The organism is Streptomyces sp. NBC_00554, assembly GCF_041431135.1.
Lineage (GTDB): Bacteria > Actinomycetota > Actinomycetes > Streptomycetales > Streptomycetaceae > Streptomyces.
Genome location: NZ_CP107799.1, coordinates 4,565,794 through 4,585,991 on the forward strand (window position 1 = coordinate 4,565,794; position 20,198 = coordinate 4,585,991).

Consider the following 20,198-nt stretch of genomic DNA (forward strand, 5'->3'; position numbering starts at 1 on the left):
CCGGAACATACACGCCACGCGCGCAACATTCGTACGCCGAATGTCCGCTTGGGCGCCTTTTAGAGCCGTTTGCACCAAGCGAGAGAAGGCTCACGGAGAAGGTGTGAACACACACAAGGCGGGCGGACGGCACGTGTGCACGCGCCGTCCGCCCGCCCATTGAGTGGAGCCCTTCGGAACCCTGACCAGGTGCGAGGCCAGGCACCGTGCGACCCCTACGACACCACTGCGGGGTCGGCCGTCTTGGCCACCCTTTCCGCGTTGCCTTCGTCACCCACGGCGATCCCGCGCCGCTTGGAGATGTACACGGCGCCCACGATGACAGCGATCGAGAGCACCGCGATCAGCACGCGCATCCCGACGCTCTTGTCGTCGCCGTACGAGAACTTGACGACCGCGGGTGCGATCAGCAACGCCACCAGGTTCATCACCTTGAGCAGCGGGTTGATCGCGGGGCCCGCGGTGTCCTTGAAGGGGTCACCGACGGTGTCGCCGATCACCGTCGCGGCATGGGCTTCGCTGCCCTTGCCGCCGTGGTGGCCGTCCTCGACGAGTTTCTTCGCGTTGTCCCAGGCACCGCCCGAGTTCGCGAGGAAGACCGCCATCAGCGTGCCGGTGCCGATCGCTCCCGCGAGGAACGAGCCGAGCGCGCCGACCCCGAGCGAGAAGCCGATCGCGATCGGAGTGAGTACGGCGAGCAGACCGGGCGTGGCCAGTTCGCGCAGCGCGTCCTTGGTGCAGATGTCGACGACGCGCCCGTACTCGGGCTTCTCGGTGTAGTCCATGATCCCGGGGTGCTCGCGGAACTGCCGCCGCACCTCGTAGACCACTGCCCCGGCGGACCGCGATACCGCGTTGATCGCCAGCCCCGAGAAGAGGAAGACGACCGCGGCGCCCGCGATGAGACCCACCAGGTTGTTGGGCTGCGAGATGTCCATCATCAGGTTCATGGGCGCGCCCGGCCCCGAGACCTTCTCGCCGACTTCGTTCGCGGCCGTGAGGATCGCGTCGCGGTACGAGCCGAAGAGCGCCGCCGCGGCCAGTACGGCAGTGGCGATGGCGATGCCCTTGGTGATGGCCTTGGTGGTGTTGCCCACGGCGTCCAGGTCGGTGAGCACCTGCGCGCCCGCGCCCTCGACGTCACCGGACATCTCGGCGATGCCCTGAGCGTTGTCGGAGACCGGCCCGAAGGTGTCCATCGCCACGATCACGCCGACCGTGGTGAGCAGACCGGTGCCGGCAAGCGCCACGGCGAAGAGCGCCAGCATGATCGACGTACCGCCGAGCAGGAAGGCCCCGTACACGCCGAGGCCGATCAACAGGGCGGTGTAGACGGCCGACTCGAGACCGATGGAGATACCGGCGAGGACGACGGTGGCCGCGCCGGTGAGCGAACTCTTGCCGATGTCCCGCACGGGACGGCGGGTGGTCTCGGTGAAGTAGCCGGTCAACTGCTGGATCAGCGCGGCCAGGACGATGCCGATCGCGACGGCGAGGACCGCGAGGATCCGCGGGTCGCCGTCCTTGGCCGTGATCGCCGCGTCCGTGACGCCGTCGAGGTCGGCGTACTTCCCCGGCAGATAGGTGTAAACGGCCACGGCCACCAGCACCAGCGAGATCACCGCGGAGATGAAGAACCCCCGGTTGATCGCGGACATGCCGCTGCGGTCGGAGCGCCGGGGCGCCACTGCGAAGATGCCGACCATCGCGGTGAGTACGCCGATCGCGGGCACGATCAGCGGGAACGCGAGCCCGGCGTCGCCGAACGCGGCCTTGCCGAGGATCAGCGCGGCGACGAGCGTCACGGCGTAGGACTCGAAGAGGTCCGCGGCCATACCGGCACAGTCGCCGACGTTGTCGCCCACGTTGTCGGCGATGGTCGCGGCATTGCGCGGATCGTCCTCCGGAATGCCCTGCTCGACCTTGCCGACCAGGTCGGCGCCGACGTCGGCGGCCTTGGTGAAGATGCCGCCGCCGACACGCATGAACATCGCGATCAGCGCGGCACCGAGACCGAAGCCCTCGAGGACCTTCGGGGCGTCGGCCGCGTACACCAGCACCACACACGAGGCGCCCAGCAGACCGAGCCCCACCGTGAACATGCCGACGACGCCACCCGTGCGGAAAGCGATCTTCATGGCTTTGTGCGAGACGGCGGTGAGATCCTTTTCGGGCTCACCCTCCGCCGGAGTCGCTTCCCTTGCCGCGGCGGCCACGCGGACATTGCTCCGTACGGCGAGCCACATACCGATATAGCCGGTGGTCGCCGAGAACGCCGCGCCGATCAAGAAGAAGATCGACCGTCCGGCACGCTGATTCCAGTCGTCCGCCGGAAGCAGCATGAGCAGGAAGAACACCACGGCGGCGAATACCGCGAGGGTGCGCATCTGCCGTCCCAGGTAGGCATTGGCGCCTTCCTGGATCGCCTTGGCGATCTCCTTCATGCTGTCGGTGCCCTCGCCCGCCGCGAGTACCTGGCGCACCAGGACCCCGGCGACCACGAGCGCCGCGAGCGCGACGACTCCGATGACCATCACGATCAGACGGTTGTCATCCGTCAGTACTGCGGCTGCGAAGGTTGTGGGGTGGTCAAACTGCTGAGGGGTAGAAAGCCCCGCCATTCGTCCTCCTTGACGCCTGTGCTGAGCTCAAGATGTGGACGGATTGTAGGTACCGGAACCTGATCAAAACAGTGGGCGGTAAACGGAATTCGCCTTCACATGCTCTTCAGCAAATGATCGCCGGGTATCCATGGGGCTCGAAAGAGGTAATGCCCCAAAACCGTTGACGCTTGATCAAATAATCGCGTGAATGATCGTGAATCAATTCACGAAAAGGGGCCCGTGAGACGAACGAGCCGGCCGTGCGAGTGCCGGACATGCAGAAGGGCCCTGCTCAGCAGGGCCCTTCTGGTTACCCACGTCGTCACTTACGAGGTTGGAGGTGGGGGTGGAGTCAGGGGGTGAGACGGGGATGTCAGGGAACGAGCGGGGCCGGCGGCGTGGTCGGCCAGCTCATCCTGATCAGTCCGCCGTTCTCCCCGGCGGTGACCTCGACGTCGTCGACGAGGCCGCTGATGACCGCGAGCCCCATCTCGTCCTCCTCGGTCTCCGCGTCCGGGTCGCCGGGGGAGGCGCCGGGCACCGACTCACCGGGAGCCGTGCGCGGCGCTTCGTCGCCGACCTCGATGGAGAACTGCTTCTCCTCCTCGATCAGCAGCACCCGCACCGGCGCCGAGATGCCGCTGCTCTGGTGCAGTCCGACGGCACGGGTACAGGCCTCGCCGACAGCGAGTCTGACCTCGTCGAGTACGGCCTCGTCCACTCCGGCCCTGCGCGCCACCGCTGCCGCCACCAGTCGGGCGGTCCTGACGTGCTCGGGCAGCGCGCTGAAGCGGAGCTCAACGGTGGCCATGCATCCCCCTCAGCTACGGGCGTGCTGTCGGAGGGCCGGGCCACCAGGGCCCGGTCCCCCCTTCCTTGCTTCTGCCGTCATGGGCGCGCGACTTCTGCCGTCCGTCGGCTCGCGGCCCGCGGACGGGTCAGTCGGTGGCGTTCACCGCTTCCTCGACCGAGGTGTGGATCGGGAACACCTTGGTGAGGCCGGTGATACGGAAGATCTTCAGAATGCGCTCCTGGTTGCAGACCAGCCGCAGCGAGCCCTCGTGGGCACGCACGCGCTTCAGGCCGCCCACCAGAACGCCGAGCCCGGTGGAGTCGAGGAAGTCGACGCCCTCCATGTCGACGACAAGGTGGAAACTGCCGTCGTTCACCAGCTCGACCAGCTGCTCGCGCAGCTTGGGCGCGGTATATACATCGATTTCGCCACCGACCTCGACGACCGTACGGTCGCCGTTAGGGCCGGACACACTGCGAGTCGACAGAGACAGGTCCACGAATCCTCCAGCACCTTGCTATCGAGCGGTCGCCCCACGGGACACCTCGGCAGAGCCCCCGGGACGGTTCGCCAGCCGCGATGGCATTCAATCACTTACCGGCAGGCGTGCACGACGCCTTGGCCCCATTGTCCGTCACGCCAGTGACACACTCGATGCCGATGGCCAAGAATCACCGATCCGATCGACCCTCGACGGACACCGCTTCCCGCCCCTCGCCGAGCACGGTCCTGGACCGGCTCGCCTCGGGGCCGAGCCGGGCTTCGCGCATCACTCATACGGAGCACTTGCCCCCACGTGAGGGCCGCCATGCAGTCTGGCCCGACCGGATCCGCTCGGAGGTCATCGCCGCGGTGCAGGCCGCGGGAATCGAACACCCCTGGGCCCACCAGGCACTGGCCGCGGAGCACGCCCTGGACGGCGAGTCGGTGATCGTCGCCACCGGCACGGCCTCCGGCAAGTCCCTGGCGTATCTCGCCCCCGTCCTGACGGCCCTCCTGGACGGCTCCGAGGCCCCGAACGGCCGCGGCGCGACCGCCCTCTACCTCGCCCCGACGAAGGCCCTCGCCGCAGATCAGCGCCGATCTGTGAAGGAACTTTCACAACCTCTGGGGAACGCGGTACGCCCAGCCGTGTACGACGGGGACACCCCCTTCGAGGAACGCGAATGGGTACGTCAGTACGCCAACTACGTCCTGACCAACCCCGACATGCTGCACCGCGGGATATTGCCCTCCCACCCCCGCTGGTCCTCCTTCCTCCGTGCCCTGCGCTATGTCGTCATCGACGAGTGCCACACCTACCGCGGTGTCTTCGGCTCCCATGTCGCCCAGGTCCTGCGCCGCCTGCGCCGCCTCTGCGCCCACTACGGCGCCTCTCCCGTCTTCCTGCTGGCCTCCGCGACCGCCGCCGAACCCTCGGTCGCCGCACGCCGCCTGACGGGCCTCCCGGTGGTCGAGGTCGCCGACGACGCCTCCCCACGCGGCGAACTGGTCTTCGCCCTCTGGGAACCCCCTCTCACCGAACTGCACGGCGAGAAGGGCGCCCCCGTCCGCCGTACCGCCACCGCCGAGACCGCGGACCTCCTCACCGACCTCACCCTCCAGGGCATGCGCTCGATCGCCTTCGTACGTTCCCGCCGCGGCGCCGAGCTGATCGCGGTGATCGCCCAGGAACGCCTCGCCGAGATCGACCGCTCACTGGCCCGGCGTGTGGCCGCGTACCGCGGCGGCTACCTCCCGGAGGAACGCCGCGCCCTCGAACGCGCCCTCCACTCCGGCGAACTCCTCGGCCTCGCCGCCACCACCGCCCTCGAACTCGGCGTCGACGTCTCCGGGTTGGACGCCGTCGTCATCGCGGGCTACCCGGGCACCCGGGCCTCTCTGTGGCAGCAGGCGGGCCGCGCCGGACGCTCCGGACAGGGCGCGCTGGCGATCCTCGTCGCCCGCGACGACCCGCTTGACACCTTCCTCGTCCACCACCCCGAGGCCCTCTTCGACCAGCCGGTGGAGTCCACCGTCCTCGACCCGGACAACCCGTACGTCCTCGCCCCGCACCTGTGCGCGGCCGCCGCCGAAATCCCGCTCACGGACGAGGACTTGGAGCTCTTCGGACCGGCAGCCCCGGGCCTGCTGCCGCAGCTGGAGGCCGCGAAGCTGCTGCGCCGCCGGACGAAGGCGTGGCACTGGACGCGCCGGGAGCGGGCCGCGGACCTGACCGACATCCGCGGTGAGGGCGGCAGCCCCGTGCAGATCGTCGAGGCCGGCACCGGCCGGCTGCTCGGCACTGTCGACGCGAGCGCCTCGCACACGACGGTCCACGAGGGCGCGGTCCACCTGCACCAGGGCCGTACGTACCTGGTGCGCAAACTGGACCTGGAGGACTCCGTCGCCCTGGTCGAGGAGGCCAACCCGCCGTATTCGACGGTCGCCCGCGACACGACCGCCATCTCCGTCCTGGAGACGGACATCGAACTCCCCTGGGGTCAGGGCCGGTTGTGCTACGGCTCCGTCGAAGTCACCAACCAGGTCGTCTCCTTCCTGCGTCGACGTGTCATCACGGGTGAAGTTCTGGGCGAGACGAAACTCGACCTGCCTCCTCGTACGCTCCGTACGCGCGCCGTGTGGTGGACGGTCACCGAGGACCAACTCGACGCGGCCCGGATCAACCCGGAGATCCTCGGCGGCGCCCTGCACGCCGCCGAGCACGCGTCCATCGGTATGCTCCCGCTCTTCGCCACGTGCGACCGCTGGGACATCGGCGGTGTCTCCGTCCCGCTGCACCCGGACACCCTGCTGCCCACGGTCTTCGTGTACGACGGCCACCCCGGCGGCGCGGGCTTCGCCGAGCGTGCCTTCCACACCGCCCGCAACTGGCTCACCGCCACCCGGCAAGCCATCGCCTCCTGCGAGTGCGACGCCGGCTGCCCGTCCTGCATCCAGTCCCCCAAGTGCGGCAACGGGAACGACCCGTTGCACAAGCGGGGGGCGGTTCGGTTGCTCGCGGAGCTGCTGCGGGAGGCGCCGGAGGACTAGCCGGTCGGGGCACCGACGTCACCTGGCCGGTCCTGCGGCGGGCCGGGCGGGACCGGTGGCGGTGCCGGTCCGGGTCCCGATCCCGATCCGGGTCCCGATCCGGGTCCCGATCCGGGTCCCGATCCGGGTCCCGATCCGGGTCCCGATCCGGGTCCCGATCCGGGTCCCGATCCGGGTCCCGATCCCGGTGGCTCGGCCGGCTGGGCGGGGCCCGTCGGATCCGCAGATCCCGCCGACTGCACGGGTCCCGCCGGTCCCGCTCTCGACCTGACCTCCGCAGCGAACGGCTCCCGGCCCGACGCCGCCGTGACGTCCGAGATCTCGCCGCCGATCGCGCACCTGACGAGCCGCGCGTGCTGGGCCCGTGCCACTCGGTCCGCCGCGGCGCAGGCCGCCGTCGCGCCGTCCATCCAGTGGTCCGCCGCGGCGAGCGCCGCCAGGTCGGCCGCACCCGCCGCCCGGTGACGGACCAGGACGACCTGCCCCATGGCCAGAACCACCCCGAACACAACGCACAGCACGGCGATCACCCCGACCGACCAGACGGTCGCCGAGCCTCTGTCGGACCGGACTGCCGTGTCGGGTCTGGCTGAACCGTCAAGCCTGGCTGGCCTCGCGGGACTGGCTGGCCTAGCGCGCCTCGCGCGCCTGTCCGACCGAGCCGACTGCTCCGACCTCGCCGGCCCGTCCGACCGAGCGGGCCGCTCTGATCTGGCAGGTCTGCCGGACCGAGCGGACTCACCAGACCCAGCCAATGCGCTCGGCGAATCCGACGCACTCAACCGATTCGAGCAACCCGACTCCCGAGCAGCGCAGTTGCGGCCCACCGCACCTGGCCGACCACCTCCCGTCATCCCCCGCTCACCCCCACCGTCTCCTCCGCCAGAGCCGCCGCCTCATCGCTCAGCTCCAGGGTCAGCGCGTCGGGACCCGGCGCGCTCGCGGTGACCGTCACCCGGACCAGGTCGCCTTCCCGGCTCACCTCGACTCGTGCGCCCCGCGGTGCCGCGCGGCGCGTCGTCGTCAGGACGGCGTCGGGCGGGTCCTGGCGGGCCGCCGCGCGGGCACCCGCCCTCGCCGCGTCCTGGCACTGGATCTGCGCGGACGCGGCGAGCAGCGCCCAGACCAGCGACATCGCGACGAGCACCAGCGCGGGCAGCACCACGGCCGCCTCGGCGGTCACGTATCCGCGGTCCCGGCAGCGCAGGGGGCCGGGAGCCCCTCGTTCGGCCGGAGCCGGCCCGCTCACCACCGGCGCCACCCGACTCGCCCTCGCCGCCCCCGTCTTCCGTTCACATCTGGACATTGAGCGCCCGCTCCACGATCCCCTGCAACTCCGCGCTGACCTGCCCACTCGTCAGCACCTTGTAGAGCGCGGCCGCGAAGGCGACCGCCGCGATGATCCCCACCGCGTACTCGGAGGTGACCATTCCCGCGTCCCTCCGCACCAGCCCGAGCAACCACGCCCGCACCCGTACTGCCTTGCCCATCTCAACCCCCGTAAGGTCCAAGCCCATTGGTCAATTGCCGTTCACCGAACACCGTCACCGTCGCCCTGACCCGTCATCCATCACCCCCTCCCAACAGCCCGCCAGCCAGCCCGATCACCACGGGCAGCACGCCGATCGCGAGGAACGCGGGCAGAAAGCACAGCCCCACAGGCGCGGTGACCATGACGGCCGCCCGGCGCGCTCGTGCCGTGGCGGTGCGCCCCCACTCGGCGCGGGCCTCGGCGGCGAGGCGCCCGACGGGCACGGCCGCCGGTACACCCGCCTCACCCGCGCGCTCCAGGAGCCTTGCCAGCGGCCCGGCGCCCGGTATCGACGCCAACTTCCGCCACGCCGCGACCGGTTCACTCCCGAGCCGCATCTCCGCCGCACCTCGCGCGAGCCGCTCACCCACAGGCCCTCCCAGGGCCTCGCCGACGGCCTGAGCCGCCACTACGGGGCCCGCGCCTGCCGCGATGCACGCCGCGACCAGATCGGCGGCAAGCGGAAGTTGTCGCGCGGCCCGCGCCCCGTCGTACTCCGCGACAGGGTCAGCTCCCCGCCGCTGCCGCCACCGCCAGACCCCGAACCCGGCCGCCAGTCCCACCAGACCTCCGGCGAGCCCCCCGACCAGCACCCAGCCGGCGCACACGGCACCCACCACCGGCAGCCACCGCCGCCCGACGCCCCGCAACTCCAGGCGCCGTCCCCTCGACGCCGCCTCCAGGGCCAGCAACTCGGCGAGCCTCCGCCGCACCAACCGTCGACGCCGCGCCGCCCAGAGCGACCGCGCCAGCCATCCGAGCGCCAGCGCTCCCCACACGATCACCCCCAGCCTGTGGACAACCTCCGTACTCATGCCGACTCCGCTCCTCTCACGATCCGCATCGCCCACCACAGCCCCACGCCCTCCAGCACCCCGCCGATCAGCAGACAGGCCAAGCCGGGTCCCGTGTGCAGCAGCACGTGCAGCGGATCGGCGCCCAACGCGGTACCGAGCAGGAGCCCCAGCACCGGAAGCCCAGCGAGCATCACCGCCGTGGACCGCGATCCGGCCAACTGAGCCCGTAGATCAGCCCTTTGGTCTCTCTCGGCACGCAGCGCCCCCTCCAGCCTGTCGAGCCCCGCGGCAAGCCCCGCGCCCCGGTCCACAGCCACACGCCAGCACGCGGCGAGTCCCACCAGCCCGTCGGCCCCCGGCTGCCGTGCCGCGTCGGTGAGCGCGCCCGGCACATCACCGCCGAACCGCGCCGCCGCCAGCACCAGCGCCTGTGCCTCGCCGAGCCCGGCCGAGTCACGCGCGGCCCGGAGCAGGGCCTCGCCCGGCTGCCTCCCGGCCCGCACCTCGCCGGCGAGCGCCCTGCACAGGGCGATCACCGCATCCCCTCGCCGCTCCAGCTCCCGCCGAGCCTCCGCGGCCCGCCGCACCCGCCGGAGCAAGGGCACCCCGACCAACCCGAGGAACAGCGGCACCACGGACGCACCGATCAACGCGACCACCAGCCCGGCGACCACCGACCACCCTTCGGCCCGCAGGCGCCCGCGCAGCCGCCGCCATCCGACGAGCGCCTTCTCCCAGGGCGGCGGACCGGCCCCCACCACTCCCCCACCCGCCACCAGCAACCTCGCCCTGCGCGCCCCCGAGTTCCACCCGCCCATCAACCAGGCCGCCGCCCCGGCGCACACCATGGCCGCCCCCGCCGACATCCCGGACATCTCACCGATCGCCATCCCACTCCCCGTTCACACCAGGCCTCCTGTCCCCGTCACAGCAGTCCGCCCCCATCGCTCCCGTCCCGGAGCAGCCCCTCCAGCCGCTCCCACCCCCGCTCGTGCACGAAGGCCTCTGCGCCCCACCGCAGCGCGGGCGTCGTCACCACCAGCCCCGAGGGGTCCCGTTCGAGCACATGCACCTCGGCGATCCGCCGCCGCCCGGCCCGGTCGCGTACGAGATGCAGGACCACCGACAGCGCCGCCGCCAACTGGCTGTGCAGCGCGGCCCGGTCGAGCCCTGCAGCCGTACCCAGCGCCTCCAGGCGGGCGGGCACCTGCGCCGCAGCGTTCGCGTGCACCGTTCCGCAGCCGCCCTCATGGCCGGTGTTCAGCGCGGCCAGCAAGGACACGACCTCCGGCCCGCGCACTTCACCGACGACCAGCCGGTCCGGTCTCATCCGCAGGGCCTGCCGGACCAGGTCCTGGAGCGCGACGAGCCCGACGCCCTCCTGGTTGGCGGGCCGCCCCTCCAGGCGCACCACATGGGGATGGTCGGGCCGCAGCTCCGCCGAGTCCTCGGCGAGCACGATCCGCTCACCGGGGCCGACCAGCCCCAACAGCGCGCTCAGCAAGGTCGTTTTGCCCGTCCCGGTCCCACCGCTGACCAGGAACGACAACCTGGCATCCAGTAGCGCTCTCAACACCTGGTCCCCGCCGGGCGGCACCGTGCCCGCCGCCATCAACTCGTCGAGCGTGAACGCGCGTGGCCGTACGACCCGGAGGGACAGGCAGGTCGAGCCGACGGCGACCGGCGGCAGTACCGCGTGCAGGCGGGTGCCGTCCGGAAGCCGGGCGTCGACCCATGGCCGGGCGTCGTCCAGCCTTCGCCCAGCAACGGCCGCGAGGCGCTGTGCGAGACGTCGTACCGCCGCCGCGTCCGCGAAGGAGACGGCCGTCAGCTCCAGGCCGCCGCCCCGGTCCACCCACACGCGGTCCGGTGCCGACACCAGTACGTCGGTGACCGACGGATCGGCCAGCAGCGGTTCCAGCGGGCCGCTGCCGACCAGTTCGGAACGCAACTGCTCGGCCGCACCGAGGACTTCCGCATCCCCCAGCACGCGGCCCTGTTCGCGCAGGGCTTGTGCCACGCGCGCGGGGGTGGGTTCGGAGCCGCTCTCCGCGAGCCACTGTCGTACGCCGTCCAGCAGGCCCGTAGGCCCGCCGAGACCCGCACCGCAGTCCATCCCCGTAGCGGCGTCCCAGCTCATACGCCCCCGCCTTCCACGGGAACCCGCTGCCAGAAGGCCGAGCAGAACCGGGCGAGTGGCCCTCGCGCCGATCCCCCGGGCGGCACGCCACCGTCCAACAGCGGTGGTTCGACCGGCACTTCACCCACCAGCGGCAGCCCAAGCAGCCGGGCCACCTCGCGGTCGTCGAGGCCGGGGGCATACGGTCCGCGCACCGCGACCCGGAGATCGCGCAGGACCATGCCGACCGAGGAGGCCACGCGTCCGGCCGCCGCGATGGCGCGCAGGTCGGCGGGGACCACCAGCACCCCGAGGTCGAGTTGGGCGAGGGCCTCGGCGACGCCTTCGTCGATGCGGCGTGGCAGATCGACGACCACCGCACCGCCGCGCCGTCTGGCGGCGGCCAGGACCGCCCGCACGGCCTGCGGCGGAATGGCGACGGAGTCGCCGCGATCCCAGCTCAGGACCCGCAGCGCGTGCAGTTCGGGCAGGGACTCCTCCAGGGCGCCACCGCCGACCCGGCCCCGCGAGGCGGCGAACGCCGGCCAGCGCAGGCCTTCGACCCCCTCTCCGCCCAGGAGTACATCGAGTCCGCCACCCAGCGGATCCGCGTCCACGAGCAACGTGCGGCGCCCCTCACGCGCCGAGGTGACGGCGAGCGCGCAGGCCAGCGTGGACGCTCCGGCCCCGCCACGCCCGCCGAGCACGCCGACGGTGAGCGCGGGCCTACCGACTCCTTCCGCCACGTCGGCGATGCGGTCGACAAGCCATTGCTCGCCATCGGGCAGCATCAGGACGTGGTCGGCGCCGATCTCGACAGCCCGCCGCCAGACACCGGAATCGTCCTGATCCCGGCCGACCAGAACCACTCCACGCCTGCGCGCGGCACCCCGCACCCGCCGCGCGGCATCGTCGCCGACCAGCACGAGAGGCGCGGCCTCCCAGCTGCCTCTGTGCTCCGGCACCCCGTGGTGGACTTCCGGCCTGGCGCCCGCCGCCGCGCACAGGCGCAGCAGGTCGTCCAGTAGCTCGGCGTCCTCCGTGACGATCAATGGTCCGCCCTGCCGCCCCTCGGCGGCGGGCGGCCGGTCGTGTGTGATGACTCCCGCCACGATCTCCAGCCCCCTTCGCTGCTTCCTGCGCGGGGCCCTCTGCGGCCCCGCTGATTCCCGCTCGTGTGAAGAGCCGGCAACCGGCCTCCATATGAACGGCCGATACGAACCGGCCAAACGCGCCCAACAAACGGAACCGGCCATGAACTTGCCGTGAGCGGAGCGCGCTGGAATCACGGTGCAGCGATCCCGGAAATCGTGTGGATCTTGGTCGATTTCTGTGGACAACTCAGGGCCTGTGAATATCGCCTTCACCCATACCGGTGACCGCCTGGCGACTCCCCCAGAGCAGCCCCACAGCTACACACGGTGACGAATCACGCACACGCAAAAGCGCGGCCTCAACGGGGACAACAGGGTCCCGAGGCCGCGCAAGTGGGGGAAGAAATGCATCCGGACATGCGACGACCCCCGCCGGGGGGGAGAGCGGGGGTCGTCCCCACGGTCCGACTCGGGGGGGGGAGGAGCCAGACCGGGTTAGCACGGTCGCGAACGATCCGTGACTTCCATGGTGTACCCGAGAGCTCTCTCAGGCAAACCCACGCGCCTCACCTTACGCCGAATGGTGGGCGCCTATGCTCATGCTCGTGGAAAACCACTCCTTGCCTCGCACAGCAGCCTTCTTTGATCTGGACAAGACGGTCATTGCGAAGTCGAGCACGCTCACGTTCAGCAAGTCGTTCTACCAAGGCGGTCTGATCAACCGCAGGGCCGCCTTGCGCACCGCATATGCCCAGTTCGTATTCCTGGCGGGCGGCGCCGACCACGACCAGATGGAGCGGATGCGGAAGTACCTCTCCGCGATGTGCCGCGGCTGGAACGTTCAGCAGGTCAAGGAGATCGTCGCCGAGACGCTGCACGACCTCATCGACCCGATCATCTACGACGAGGCCGCCTCCCTCATCGAGGAGCACCACATCGCCGGCCGCGATGTCGTGATCGTGTCCACGTCCGGTGCGGAGGTGGTCGAGCCGATCGGCGAACTGCTCGGCGCGGACCGCGTGGTGGCGACCCGCATGGTCGTGGGCGAGGACGGCTGCTTCACCGGGGAGGTGGAGTACTACGCGTACGGGCCGACGAAGGCCGAGGCGGTCAGGGAACTCGCCGAGTCCGAGGGGTACGACCTCTCACGCTGCTACGCCTACAGCGACTCGGCGACCGACCTGCCGATGCTGAAGTCCGTGGGCCATCCGCACGCGGTGAATCCGGACCGCACCCTGCGGCGCGAGGCCCTCGCCCGCTCGTGGCCGATTCTGGACTTCCACCGTCCGGTCCGGCTGAAGCAGCGACTGCCCACCCTGTCCGTACCGCCCCGTCCGGCGCTCGTCGCGGCGGCCGCGATAGGAGCGGCGGCGGCCACGGCGGGACTCGTCTGGTACGCGAGCCGGCGGCGCGCGACGGTGGTGTGATCGCGTCACGGATCACGTCACAGCGGCACGGCTCACGTCACGCGTGCGTGGGCAGCACACTCACGCCCGTTTCGAACCCGTTTGAACCTAAAAGTAAAGAACTGCAGCCAGGGGTTCCGCTTCCTCTGGACCTGGAGTACAAAGGGGTTAACGGCCCGCGAGACCAAGGACATCCGAGAGGATCACCTTTAAACGCAACCAAGGCCCCACGGACCGAGCATGAACATCGAGCACCCACGCGACGTCGACCCGTCGATTACGGGCCAGCCGCACCAGGAAACGGGCCACAGTTCCCGGCCTGATGGGCAACATTCGAGGACGCCTGGTAACCCGGTGAACATGCCAGCGGCGGTACGAGACCTCGTACCGCCGCAACCCTGTTCAGGGAGTTTTTCGCCCTCTTAGTAGGGGGCGTTTTTCAAGCCGTACGAAGTACGAGCTTTACGCCGCCCCGCGCTGAAGCGCCTCGCAGACGGCCGTCGACTCCCTGGCTCCCAGCTCAACCGCCTTGCCGCAATGGGCGATCCAGGCCGCCATCCCCTCCGGAGTACCGGAGGCATAGCCGTCCAGGGCTGCCGCGTAGGCCGCGCGGCCGAGTTCGCCATGGCCGACCTCCGCCGGGCAGACGGACTTCGGGTCGAGGCCGCTGCCGATCAGGACGATGCGTTCGGCCGCGCGTGCGACCAGGCCGTTGTGGGAGCCGAAGGGACGCAGGGCGAGGAGTTCGCCGTGCACCACGGCCGCCGTCACCAGGGCGGGGGCCGAGCCGCCCGCGATGATCAGCTGGGAGAGGCCTTCGAGACGGCCGGCGACCTCGTCGGCGTCCGGCAGTGGCAGCTCGACGAGCGGCTCGTCCACCGGTTCACCGTCCTGGCGCGGACGACCGACCTCGTCGCCCTTGTCCGCGGCCGCCACCAGGTGCAGCCGGGCCAGCACCCGAAGGGGCGACTGCCGCCAGATGGAGAGCAGTTGGCCCGCCTCCGCGGTCAGCCGGAGGGCCGCGCCGACCGTACGGCCCTCTTCGTCCGCGCTGAAGTCGGTGCGACGGCGCACCTCTTCGAGGGCCCAGTCGGCGCCGGACAGCGCCGCGGATCCGCGTGCGCCGCGCAGCGCCGCCTCGGACGTGATCTCGTTGCTGCGACGCCGCATGATCCGGTGCCCGTAGACCCGGTCCACGGCCTTGCGGACGGACTCCACGGATTCGGCCACCCCGGGAAGCGAGCCCAGGGCCGCGAGCGGATCGGCGGTCGCGCCTGTCGTACTCATGAGTACGACATTACGCACCCTTGCCCGCCGCCCCACGATGGAGTGGTCTTCTTCACGCGAGCAGTGCACCCAGGGCGATCACCCGACTACCCTTGGTGAACATGAAAATTGCTTTCGTTGGGAAGGGCGGCAGCGGCAAGACCACCCTGTCCTCGCTCTTCATCCGCCACCTCGTGGCCTCAGGGGCGCCGGTCGTCGCGGTGGACGCCGACATCAACCAGCATCTGGGGACCGCACTGGGCCTCGATGAGACGGTCGCCGCCGGACTGCCCGCGATGGGCGAGCGGCTGCCGCTGATCAAGGAGTACCTGCGCGGCACCAACGCCCGCATCACGTCCGCCGAGACGATGATCAAGACGACCCCGCCCGGCGAGGGGTCACGACTGCTGCGGGTGCGCGAGGAGAATCCGGTCTACAAGGCGTGCGCCCGGCCGGTGGAACTCGACGGCGGCGCCGTCCGTTTGATGGTCACCGGCCCCTTCACCGAGGCCGATTTGGGAGTGGCCTGCTACCACTCCAAGACCGGTGCAGTGGAGCTCTGCCTGAACCATCTCGTCGACGGCCAGAGCGAGTACATCGTCGTCGACATGACGGCGGGCTCGGACTCCTTCGCGTCCGGCATGTTCACCCGGTTCGACATCACGTTCCTCGTCGCCGAGCCGACCCGGAAGGGCATCTCCGTCTATCGCCAGTACAAGGAGTACGCCCGCGACTTCGGCGTCGCCCTGAAGGTCGTCGGCAACAAGGTGCAGGGCCAGGACGACATCGACTTCCTCCGCACCGAAGTCGGTGACGACCTCCTGGTCACGGTCGGGCACTCGGACTGGGTGCGCTCCATGGAGAAGGGCCGCTCGCCCCGGTTCGAGTTCCTGGAGGAGGGCAACCGCCGCTCCCTGCACTCCCTGCAGAGCGCCGCCGACGCCATGTACGAACGGCGCGACTGGGAGCGCTACACGCGCCAGATGGTCCACTTCCACCTGAAGAACGCCGGCAGTTGGGGCAACGAGCGGACCGGGGCGGACCTGGCGGCGCAGGTCGACCCCGGCTTCGTGCTCGGTGAGGGGCTGGTGGCCACGGCTTGAGCACCGGCCCACGCGGGACTGCTAGGGCTTGACCGCCGGCGCCCCGGGGACGCCCTTCGGGGCCGGGGCGGGGCGGCCCGAGAGGAGGGACGCCCAGCCCTGCTTCGGGGTCTCGCCGACCTTGAGGCCGCGGAGCTTGTCCAGGGTGGCGGGGTCCTGCACGTCGAGCCAGTCGGCGAGTTGCCGGAAGGAGACGCAGCGCACGTCGGACTTGGTGCAGACGCGCTCGATGACCTCTTCGATGGCGCGCATGTAGGTGCCGCCGTTCCAGGACTCGAAGTGGTTGCCGATGATCAGCGGCGCGCGGTTGCCGTCGTAGGCGCGGTCGAAGCCCTTGAGGAGGCCGTCACGCATCTGGTCGCCCCAGTACTCGTGCTTGTCGGGGTCGCCCTGGGTCGTGGTGCCCGACTGGTTGACCATGAAGTTGTAGTCCATGGTGAGCTGCTCGTAGGAATGCCCGGGGAACGGCACGAGCTGCATCGACAGGTCCCACAGGCCTTCCTTCTTCTTGGGCCAGACCTGGTTGTTGACGCCTGAGGTGTCGTAGCGGAAGCCCAGTTCGCGGGCCGCCTTCATGAAGTTCTTCTGCCCCTCCAGGCAGGGCGTGCGGGCGCCGACGAGTTCCTTGTCGTAGTCGAAGGGCAGCGGGGACGCCTTCTTCATGCCCGTGTTGGTCTTCCAGGACTTCACGAACGACTTCGCCTGGGCGATCTCGTCCTTCCAGTCCGCGACCGACCAGTCACCGACCCCGCCTTCGGTGCCGCAGAAGTGGCCGTTGAAGTGCGTACCGATCTCGTTGCCCTCCAGCCACGCCCCGCGCAGCTGCTTCACGGTCTCCTCGATGCCCGCTTCGTCGTTGAAGCCGATCTCCGAGCTGCCCGGTGAGTGCTGCGGCGGCTTGTAGAGCTCACGCTTGTCCTCCGGCAACATGTACACGCCGCTCAGGAAGTACGTCATCGTCGCCTTGTTGGCCTTGGAGACCTTCCGGAAGTGCGAGAACAGCTTCTGGCTGTCCTCGCCCGCACCGTCCCACGAGAAGATCACGAACTGCGGGGGCTTCTGACCTGGCTTCAGCCGTTCCGGCCGGGGCAGATGCGGCTGCGCGCCGGTGTACGCGGTGGAGCCGTCGCCGATCAGGCGGACCGCGCTCTTGGGCGCCGGAGCACCCGCCGCCTTCTTCGCGCCATGCGCGCCTTCCTTGGAACCGGTGGTGTCCAGCGCGCAACCGGCGAGCGCCGTGGCGCAGGCCGCGGCGAGTGCTACGCCCGCGGCGATCCTCTGGGTGACGGCCATCTTCCGCCCGCCTTCTTCCTTCAGTCTGGGCAACGTTGATTTGCGCGTTATGCAGCGATCTACGGCTATATGCCGACAGTGCCGCCAAGGTCGCACGAGGCCGAGATTGAATAAGTACGACAAGCCGATCAATTGCCTGCTTCACTCCAGGGGGTGAATTAATGCCCCATTTGCTATGGTTTTCCGCACGAAGCCTTTACTCTGCATTACGATCCGTTTACCGAGCGTTGAAAATCCCGCCGCTGCACGCCGTGACCCACGGCCGCGACCCGCCCCCCGCCTCCCCGGCGGGGGATCACCTGTTCCGCGACCGCGCTGCCCCGGAGGAGACGGGAACCATGTCTGCCTGCGTCCCCACCCGCGCCGCCGACTCGACTCGGCAAAAGCGCATCCACCAGCCCCACAGCCCCCCGCCGACTCCGCCCCGCCGATTCCGTATCGCGGGCGCCGATCTGTCGGCCTCGATCGCTGTCTTCCTGATCGCCCTGCCTCTGTCCCTCGGCATCGCCCTCGCCACCGGCGCGCCACTCCAGGCGGGCCTCGTGGCCGCCGCCGTCGGCGGACTCGTCGCCGGACGACTGGGCGGCTCGCCCCTCCAGGTGAGCGGGCCCGCCGCCGGGCTCACGGTCGTCACCGCCGACCTGATCCACCTCTACGGATGGCGCACGACCTGCGCCATCACCGTCCTCGCCGGAATCACCCAACTGGGGTTGTCCTACCTGCGAGTGGCCCGTACGGCGCTCGCCGTCAGCCCCGCGATCGTGCACGGGATGCTCGCCGGCATCGGCGTGACCATCGCCGTCGCTCAGCTCCACATCGTGCTGGGCGGCACCCCGCAGAGCGCCGTTCTCGACAACGTCCGTGCCTTGCCGGACCAGTTGGCGAACGTCGACCCCGCAGCGGTGTCGATGAGCGCGCTGACCCTGCTCCTTCTCCTTGCCTGGCCGCGGATTCCCGGGCGCGTGGGCCGGCTGCTGCGCAAGGTTCCGGCCGCGCTCGTCGCCGTCGCCGGGGCCACCGCGACCGCCTCGCTCGCCGGGCTGACCCTGCCCAAGGCCGAACTGCCGTCCTGGAGCAGTCACGCGCTGGCCGGGCTGCCCGAGGGACCGGTGCTCGGAATCGTGGCCGCCGTTCTCACCGTCACGCTCGTGTGCAGCGTGCAGTCCCTGCTCGGCGCCGTGGCCGTGGACAAGCTGGTGACGGGACGGCCCGAGCTGCAGGCACGGGTGGGCCGCTCCGATCTCGACCGGGAACTGCTCGGGCAGGGCGCCGCCAACATCGTCTCCGGCGCCCTCGGCGGACTGCCGGTCGCGGGGGTCGCCGTACGAAGTTCCGCGAATGTGCAAGCCGGCGCCGTGAGCCGGAACTCCACGATGCTGCACGGCGTTTTCGTAGTAGTTGCCGCGCTGCTGATGGTCCCGATCCTGGAGCTGATCCCGCTCGCATCGCTCGCCGCCCTGGTGATGGCCGTCGGCATCCAGATGGTGTCCCTGCACCACATTCGCACGGTCACCCGCCACCGCGAGGTGCTGGTGTACGCCGTCACCACGCTCGGCGTCGTCGTCCTCGGAGTTCTCGAGGGCGTGGTGCTGGGGGTCTCCGTGGCCGTCGGCGTCGCCCTGCACCGCCTCGCCCGCACCCGCATCACGCACGAAGAGAGGGAAGGAGTCCATTACGTACGCGTACGAGGGCAGTTGACGTTCCTCGCAGTGCCGCGGCTCAGCCGCACGCTGCACCAGATGCCCCGAGGGTCCAGCGCCGTCGTGGAGTTGGACGGCTCGTTCATGGACCACGCGGCGTTCGAGGCGCTGCACGACTGGCAGAACGCGCACTCCGCGCAAGGTGGCACCGTCGAGCTCACCGGACGGGCCGGAGCGCGGATCGCCGAGCCCGCGGGCTCCGCACACTGCCGGTGCCGGCCCTGGACGCCCTGGCGCAACCACCACTGCGAGCCCTCCGCGAGCCCGCAGTCCGTATCCCTGGGCAGCCCTCAGGGAGAGCCCGGTGAGCCGGGTGAAGCGACGGCTTCCTCGGGTCGACTCGCGCGGGACGGGGAGCGTGGAGAGAGCGGGCACCAACTGGCGCGCGGCATCAGCGCGTTCCAGCGCAACACCGCGCCCCTGGTGCGGGGTGAGCTGGCGCGGCTGGCACGGGAGGGGCAGCGGCCGTCCCAGCTGTTCCTGACCTGTGCCGACTCGCGGCTCGTCACTTCGATGATCACGTCCAGTGGTCCGGGTGACCTCTTCGTCGTACGGAATGTGGGCAACCTCGTGCCGTTGCCCGGGGAGGAGAGCGGGGACGACTCGGTGGCCGCGGCGATCGAGTACGCGGTGGACGTGCTGAAGGTGCGGTCCATCACGGTGTGCGGGCACTCCGGGTGCGGGGCGATGCAGGCCCTGATGAACGCGGAGCCGGGAGGCGCGATGACGCCGCTCAAGCGGTGGCTGCGGCACGGGCTGCCGAGCCTGGAGCGGATGGCCGCCAAGGACCGGCCGTGGGCGCGGTTGGCCGGGCGGGCGCCCGCCGACGCGGTGGAGCAGCTCTGTCTGACCAACGTGGTGCAGCAGTTGGAGCATCTGCGGGCGTACGAGTCCGTGGCGCGGGCCCTGCGGGAGGGTGTGCTCGAACTGCACGGGATGTACTTCCACGTGGGCGAAGCGCAGGCGTACCTACTGGCCGACGGCGAGGGGGCCGAGCTGTTCGATCACGTGGGCGCGGCGGAGGATCTGCGGCATCCTGCGTGACGACCTGTCCCAACCTGTCACGCGTGACGGCGTGACGGCGTGACGCGTGACCTCGTGGGCCGGGTGACGCGTGATCTCCTGCGCGGGCGCACATGATCCTCGTACGCCGGTACGGGTGGTCTGGGCGTGGTGCGTGGTCCCAGTTGGCGGGGCCGCGCACCATGTTGGTGTGGGTCGTGTGCCGGGGCGGCGGGCTCGTCCCGTGTGCGTTTCCCTCGGAGTCCCCCTCGCTTCAGGGGGATTTCGGCTGTTCTTGGCCGCAGTCCGGGAAGCGTTGGCGGGTGAACCCGAACGCCGAGCCGTACGTGCCCCAGAGTGCGTCCTTCTGAAGAGCGCCCGGCCGCTAGCATGCAGCCTCAATAGGTCTAAACCAATTTCCGGTCGGCCCTTGTCACCAGGCCCCCGGGTCTGATGAG

Annotated in this window: 16 protein-coding genes; 4 read left to right on the forward strand and 12 right to left on the reverse strand. The window is 70.3% G+C overall.

From position 1 onward, the window contains the following. Nucleotides 1–215: 215 nt before the first annotated feature. The 3 genes from OG266_RS19890 to bldG all read right to left on the reverse strand — a co-directional run bounded on the left by OG266_RS19890 (nt 216) and on the right by bldG (nt 3,895). Nucleotides 216–2,621: a sodium-translocating pyrophosphatase gene (locus OG266_RS19890; protein WP_329546311.1), complete on the reverse strand. Its 2,406-nt coding sequence runs from the start codon at nt 2,619–2,621 to the stop codon at nt 216–218. 355 nt (nt 2,622–2,976) lie between these two features. After that, nucleotides 2,977–3,414 (reverse strand): ATP-binding protein, encoded by a 438-nt coding sequence (locus OG266_RS19895; protein WP_266457248.1) that lies wholly within the window; start codon nt 3,412–3,414, stop codon nt 2,977–2,979. Between the two features lie 127 nt (nt 3,415–3,541). Further along, nucleotides 3,542–3,895, reverse strand: coding sequence for an anti-sigma factor antagonist BldG (gene bldG, locus OG266_RS19900; RefSeq protein WP_266457251.1), 354 nt, complete (start codon nt 3,893–3,895; stop codon nt 3,542–3,544). Between the two features lie 80 nt (nt 3,896–3,975). On the opposite strand from bldG, the gene OG266_RS19905 reads away from it, so the two are divergent. Beyond that, a complete protein-coding gene (locus tag OG266_RS19905; protein WP_371547464.1) occupies nt 3,976–6,429 on the forward strand; it encodes a DEAD/DEAH box helicase in 2,454 nt (817 codons plus the stop codon). Here OG266_RS19905 and OG266_RS19910 read toward each other — a convergent pair. The 7 genes from OG266_RS19910 to ssd form a co-directional block, all read right to left on the reverse strand. Continuing rightward, on the reverse strand, nt 6,426–7,283 hold the full coding sequence (locus tag OG266_RS19910; RefSeq protein WP_371547466.1) for an Rv3654c family TadE-like protein: 858 nt from the start codon (nt 7,281–7,283) through the stop codon (nt 6,426–6,428). The two genes, OG266_RS19905 and OG266_RS19910, sit on opposite strands and share 4 nt — an antisense overlap. Next, nucleotides 7,280–7,612, reverse strand: coding sequence for a TadE family type IV pilus minor pilin (locus OG266_RS19915; RefSeq protein ID WP_371547467.1), 333 nt, complete (start codon nt 7,610–7,612; stop codon nt 7,280–7,282). The genes OG266_RS19910 and OG266_RS19915 overlap by 4 nt, the downstream gene beginning before the upstream one ends. A gap of 109 nt (nt 7,613–7,721) precedes the next feature. Beyond that, the gene (locus tag OG266_RS19920; protein WP_371547470.1) at nt 7,722–7,919 is read right to left on the reverse strand and encodes a DUF4244 domain-containing protein; all 198 of its coding nucleotides are present in this window, start codon (nt 7,917–7,919) and stop codon (nt 7,722–7,724) included. A gap of 73 nt (nt 7,920–7,992) precedes the next feature. Beyond that, nucleotides 7,993–8,775, reverse strand: a complete 783-nt coding sequence (locus tag OG266_RS19925) for a type II secretion system F family protein (RefSeq protein ID WP_371547472.1) — start codon at nt 8,773–8,775, stop codon at nt 7,993–7,995. Beyond that, a complete protein-coding gene (locus OG266_RS19930) occupies nt 8,772–9,647 on the reverse strand; it encodes a type II secretion system F family protein (protein ID WP_371547475.1) in 876 nt (291 codons plus the stop codon). Before OG266_RS19930 ends, OG266_RS19925 begins: the two co-directional genes overlap by 4 nt. A 35-nt stretch (nt 9,648–9,682) precedes the next feature. Beyond that, entirely contained in the window at nt 9,683–10,897 is a 1,215-nt protein-coding gene (locus OG266_RS19935) for a TadA family conjugal transfer-associated ATPase (protein ID WP_371547476.1), read from the reverse strand. Next, nucleotides 10,894–11,988 (reverse strand): septum site-determining protein Ssd, encoded by a 1,095-nt coding sequence (gene ssd, locus OG266_RS19940; RefSeq protein ID WP_371547478.1) that lies wholly within the window; start codon nt 11,986–11,988, stop codon nt 10,894–10,896. Before ssd ends, OG266_RS19935 begins: the two co-directional genes overlap by 4 nt. A gap of 575 nt (nt 11,989–12,563) precedes the next feature. On the opposite strand from ssd, the gene OG266_RS19945 reads away from it, so the two are divergent. Next, nucleotides 12,564–13,397: an HAD family phosphatase gene (locus OG266_RS19945; RefSeq protein WP_266457275.1), complete on the forward strand. Its 834-nt coding sequence runs from the start codon at nt 12,564–12,566 to the stop codon at nt 13,395–13,397. A gap of 441 nt (nt 13,398–13,838) precedes the next feature. Here the strand turns inward: OG266_RS19945 and OG266_RS19950 are convergent, their stop codons facing one another. Continuing rightward, nucleotides 13,839–14,663: a Fic family protein gene (locus tag OG266_RS19950; RefSeq protein ID WP_266457277.1), complete on the reverse strand. Its 825-nt coding sequence runs from the start codon at nt 14,661–14,663 to the stop codon at nt 13,839–13,841. A gap of 101 nt (nt 14,664–14,764) precedes the next feature. Between OG266_RS19950 and OG266_RS19955 the strand changes: the two genes are divergently transcribed. Beyond that, entirely contained in the window at nt 14,765–15,745 is a 981-nt protein-coding gene (locus tag OG266_RS19955; RefSeq protein WP_371547481.1) for an ATP-binding protein, read from the forward strand. Nucleotides 15,746–15,766: 21 nt separating this feature from the next. On the opposite strand, the gene OG266_RS19960 is transcribed toward OG266_RS19955, so the two are convergent. Continuing rightward, the gene (locus tag OG266_RS19960; RefSeq protein ID WP_371547483.1) at nt 15,767–17,038 is read right to left on the reverse strand and encodes a hypothetical protein; all 1,272 of its coding nucleotides are present in this window, start codon (nt 17,036–17,038) and stop codon (nt 15,767–15,769) included. Between the two features lie 338 nt (nt 17,039–17,376). Between OG266_RS19960 and OG266_RS19965 the strand changes: the two genes are divergently transcribed. Continuing rightward, nucleotides 17,377–19,782: a bifunctional SulP family inorganic anion transporter/carbonic anhydrase gene (locus OG266_RS19965; protein ID WP_371547485.1), complete on the forward strand. Its 2,406-nt coding sequence runs from the start codon at nt 17,377–17,379 to the stop codon at nt 19,780–19,782. Nucleotides 19,783–20,198 lie beyond the last annotated feature (416 nt).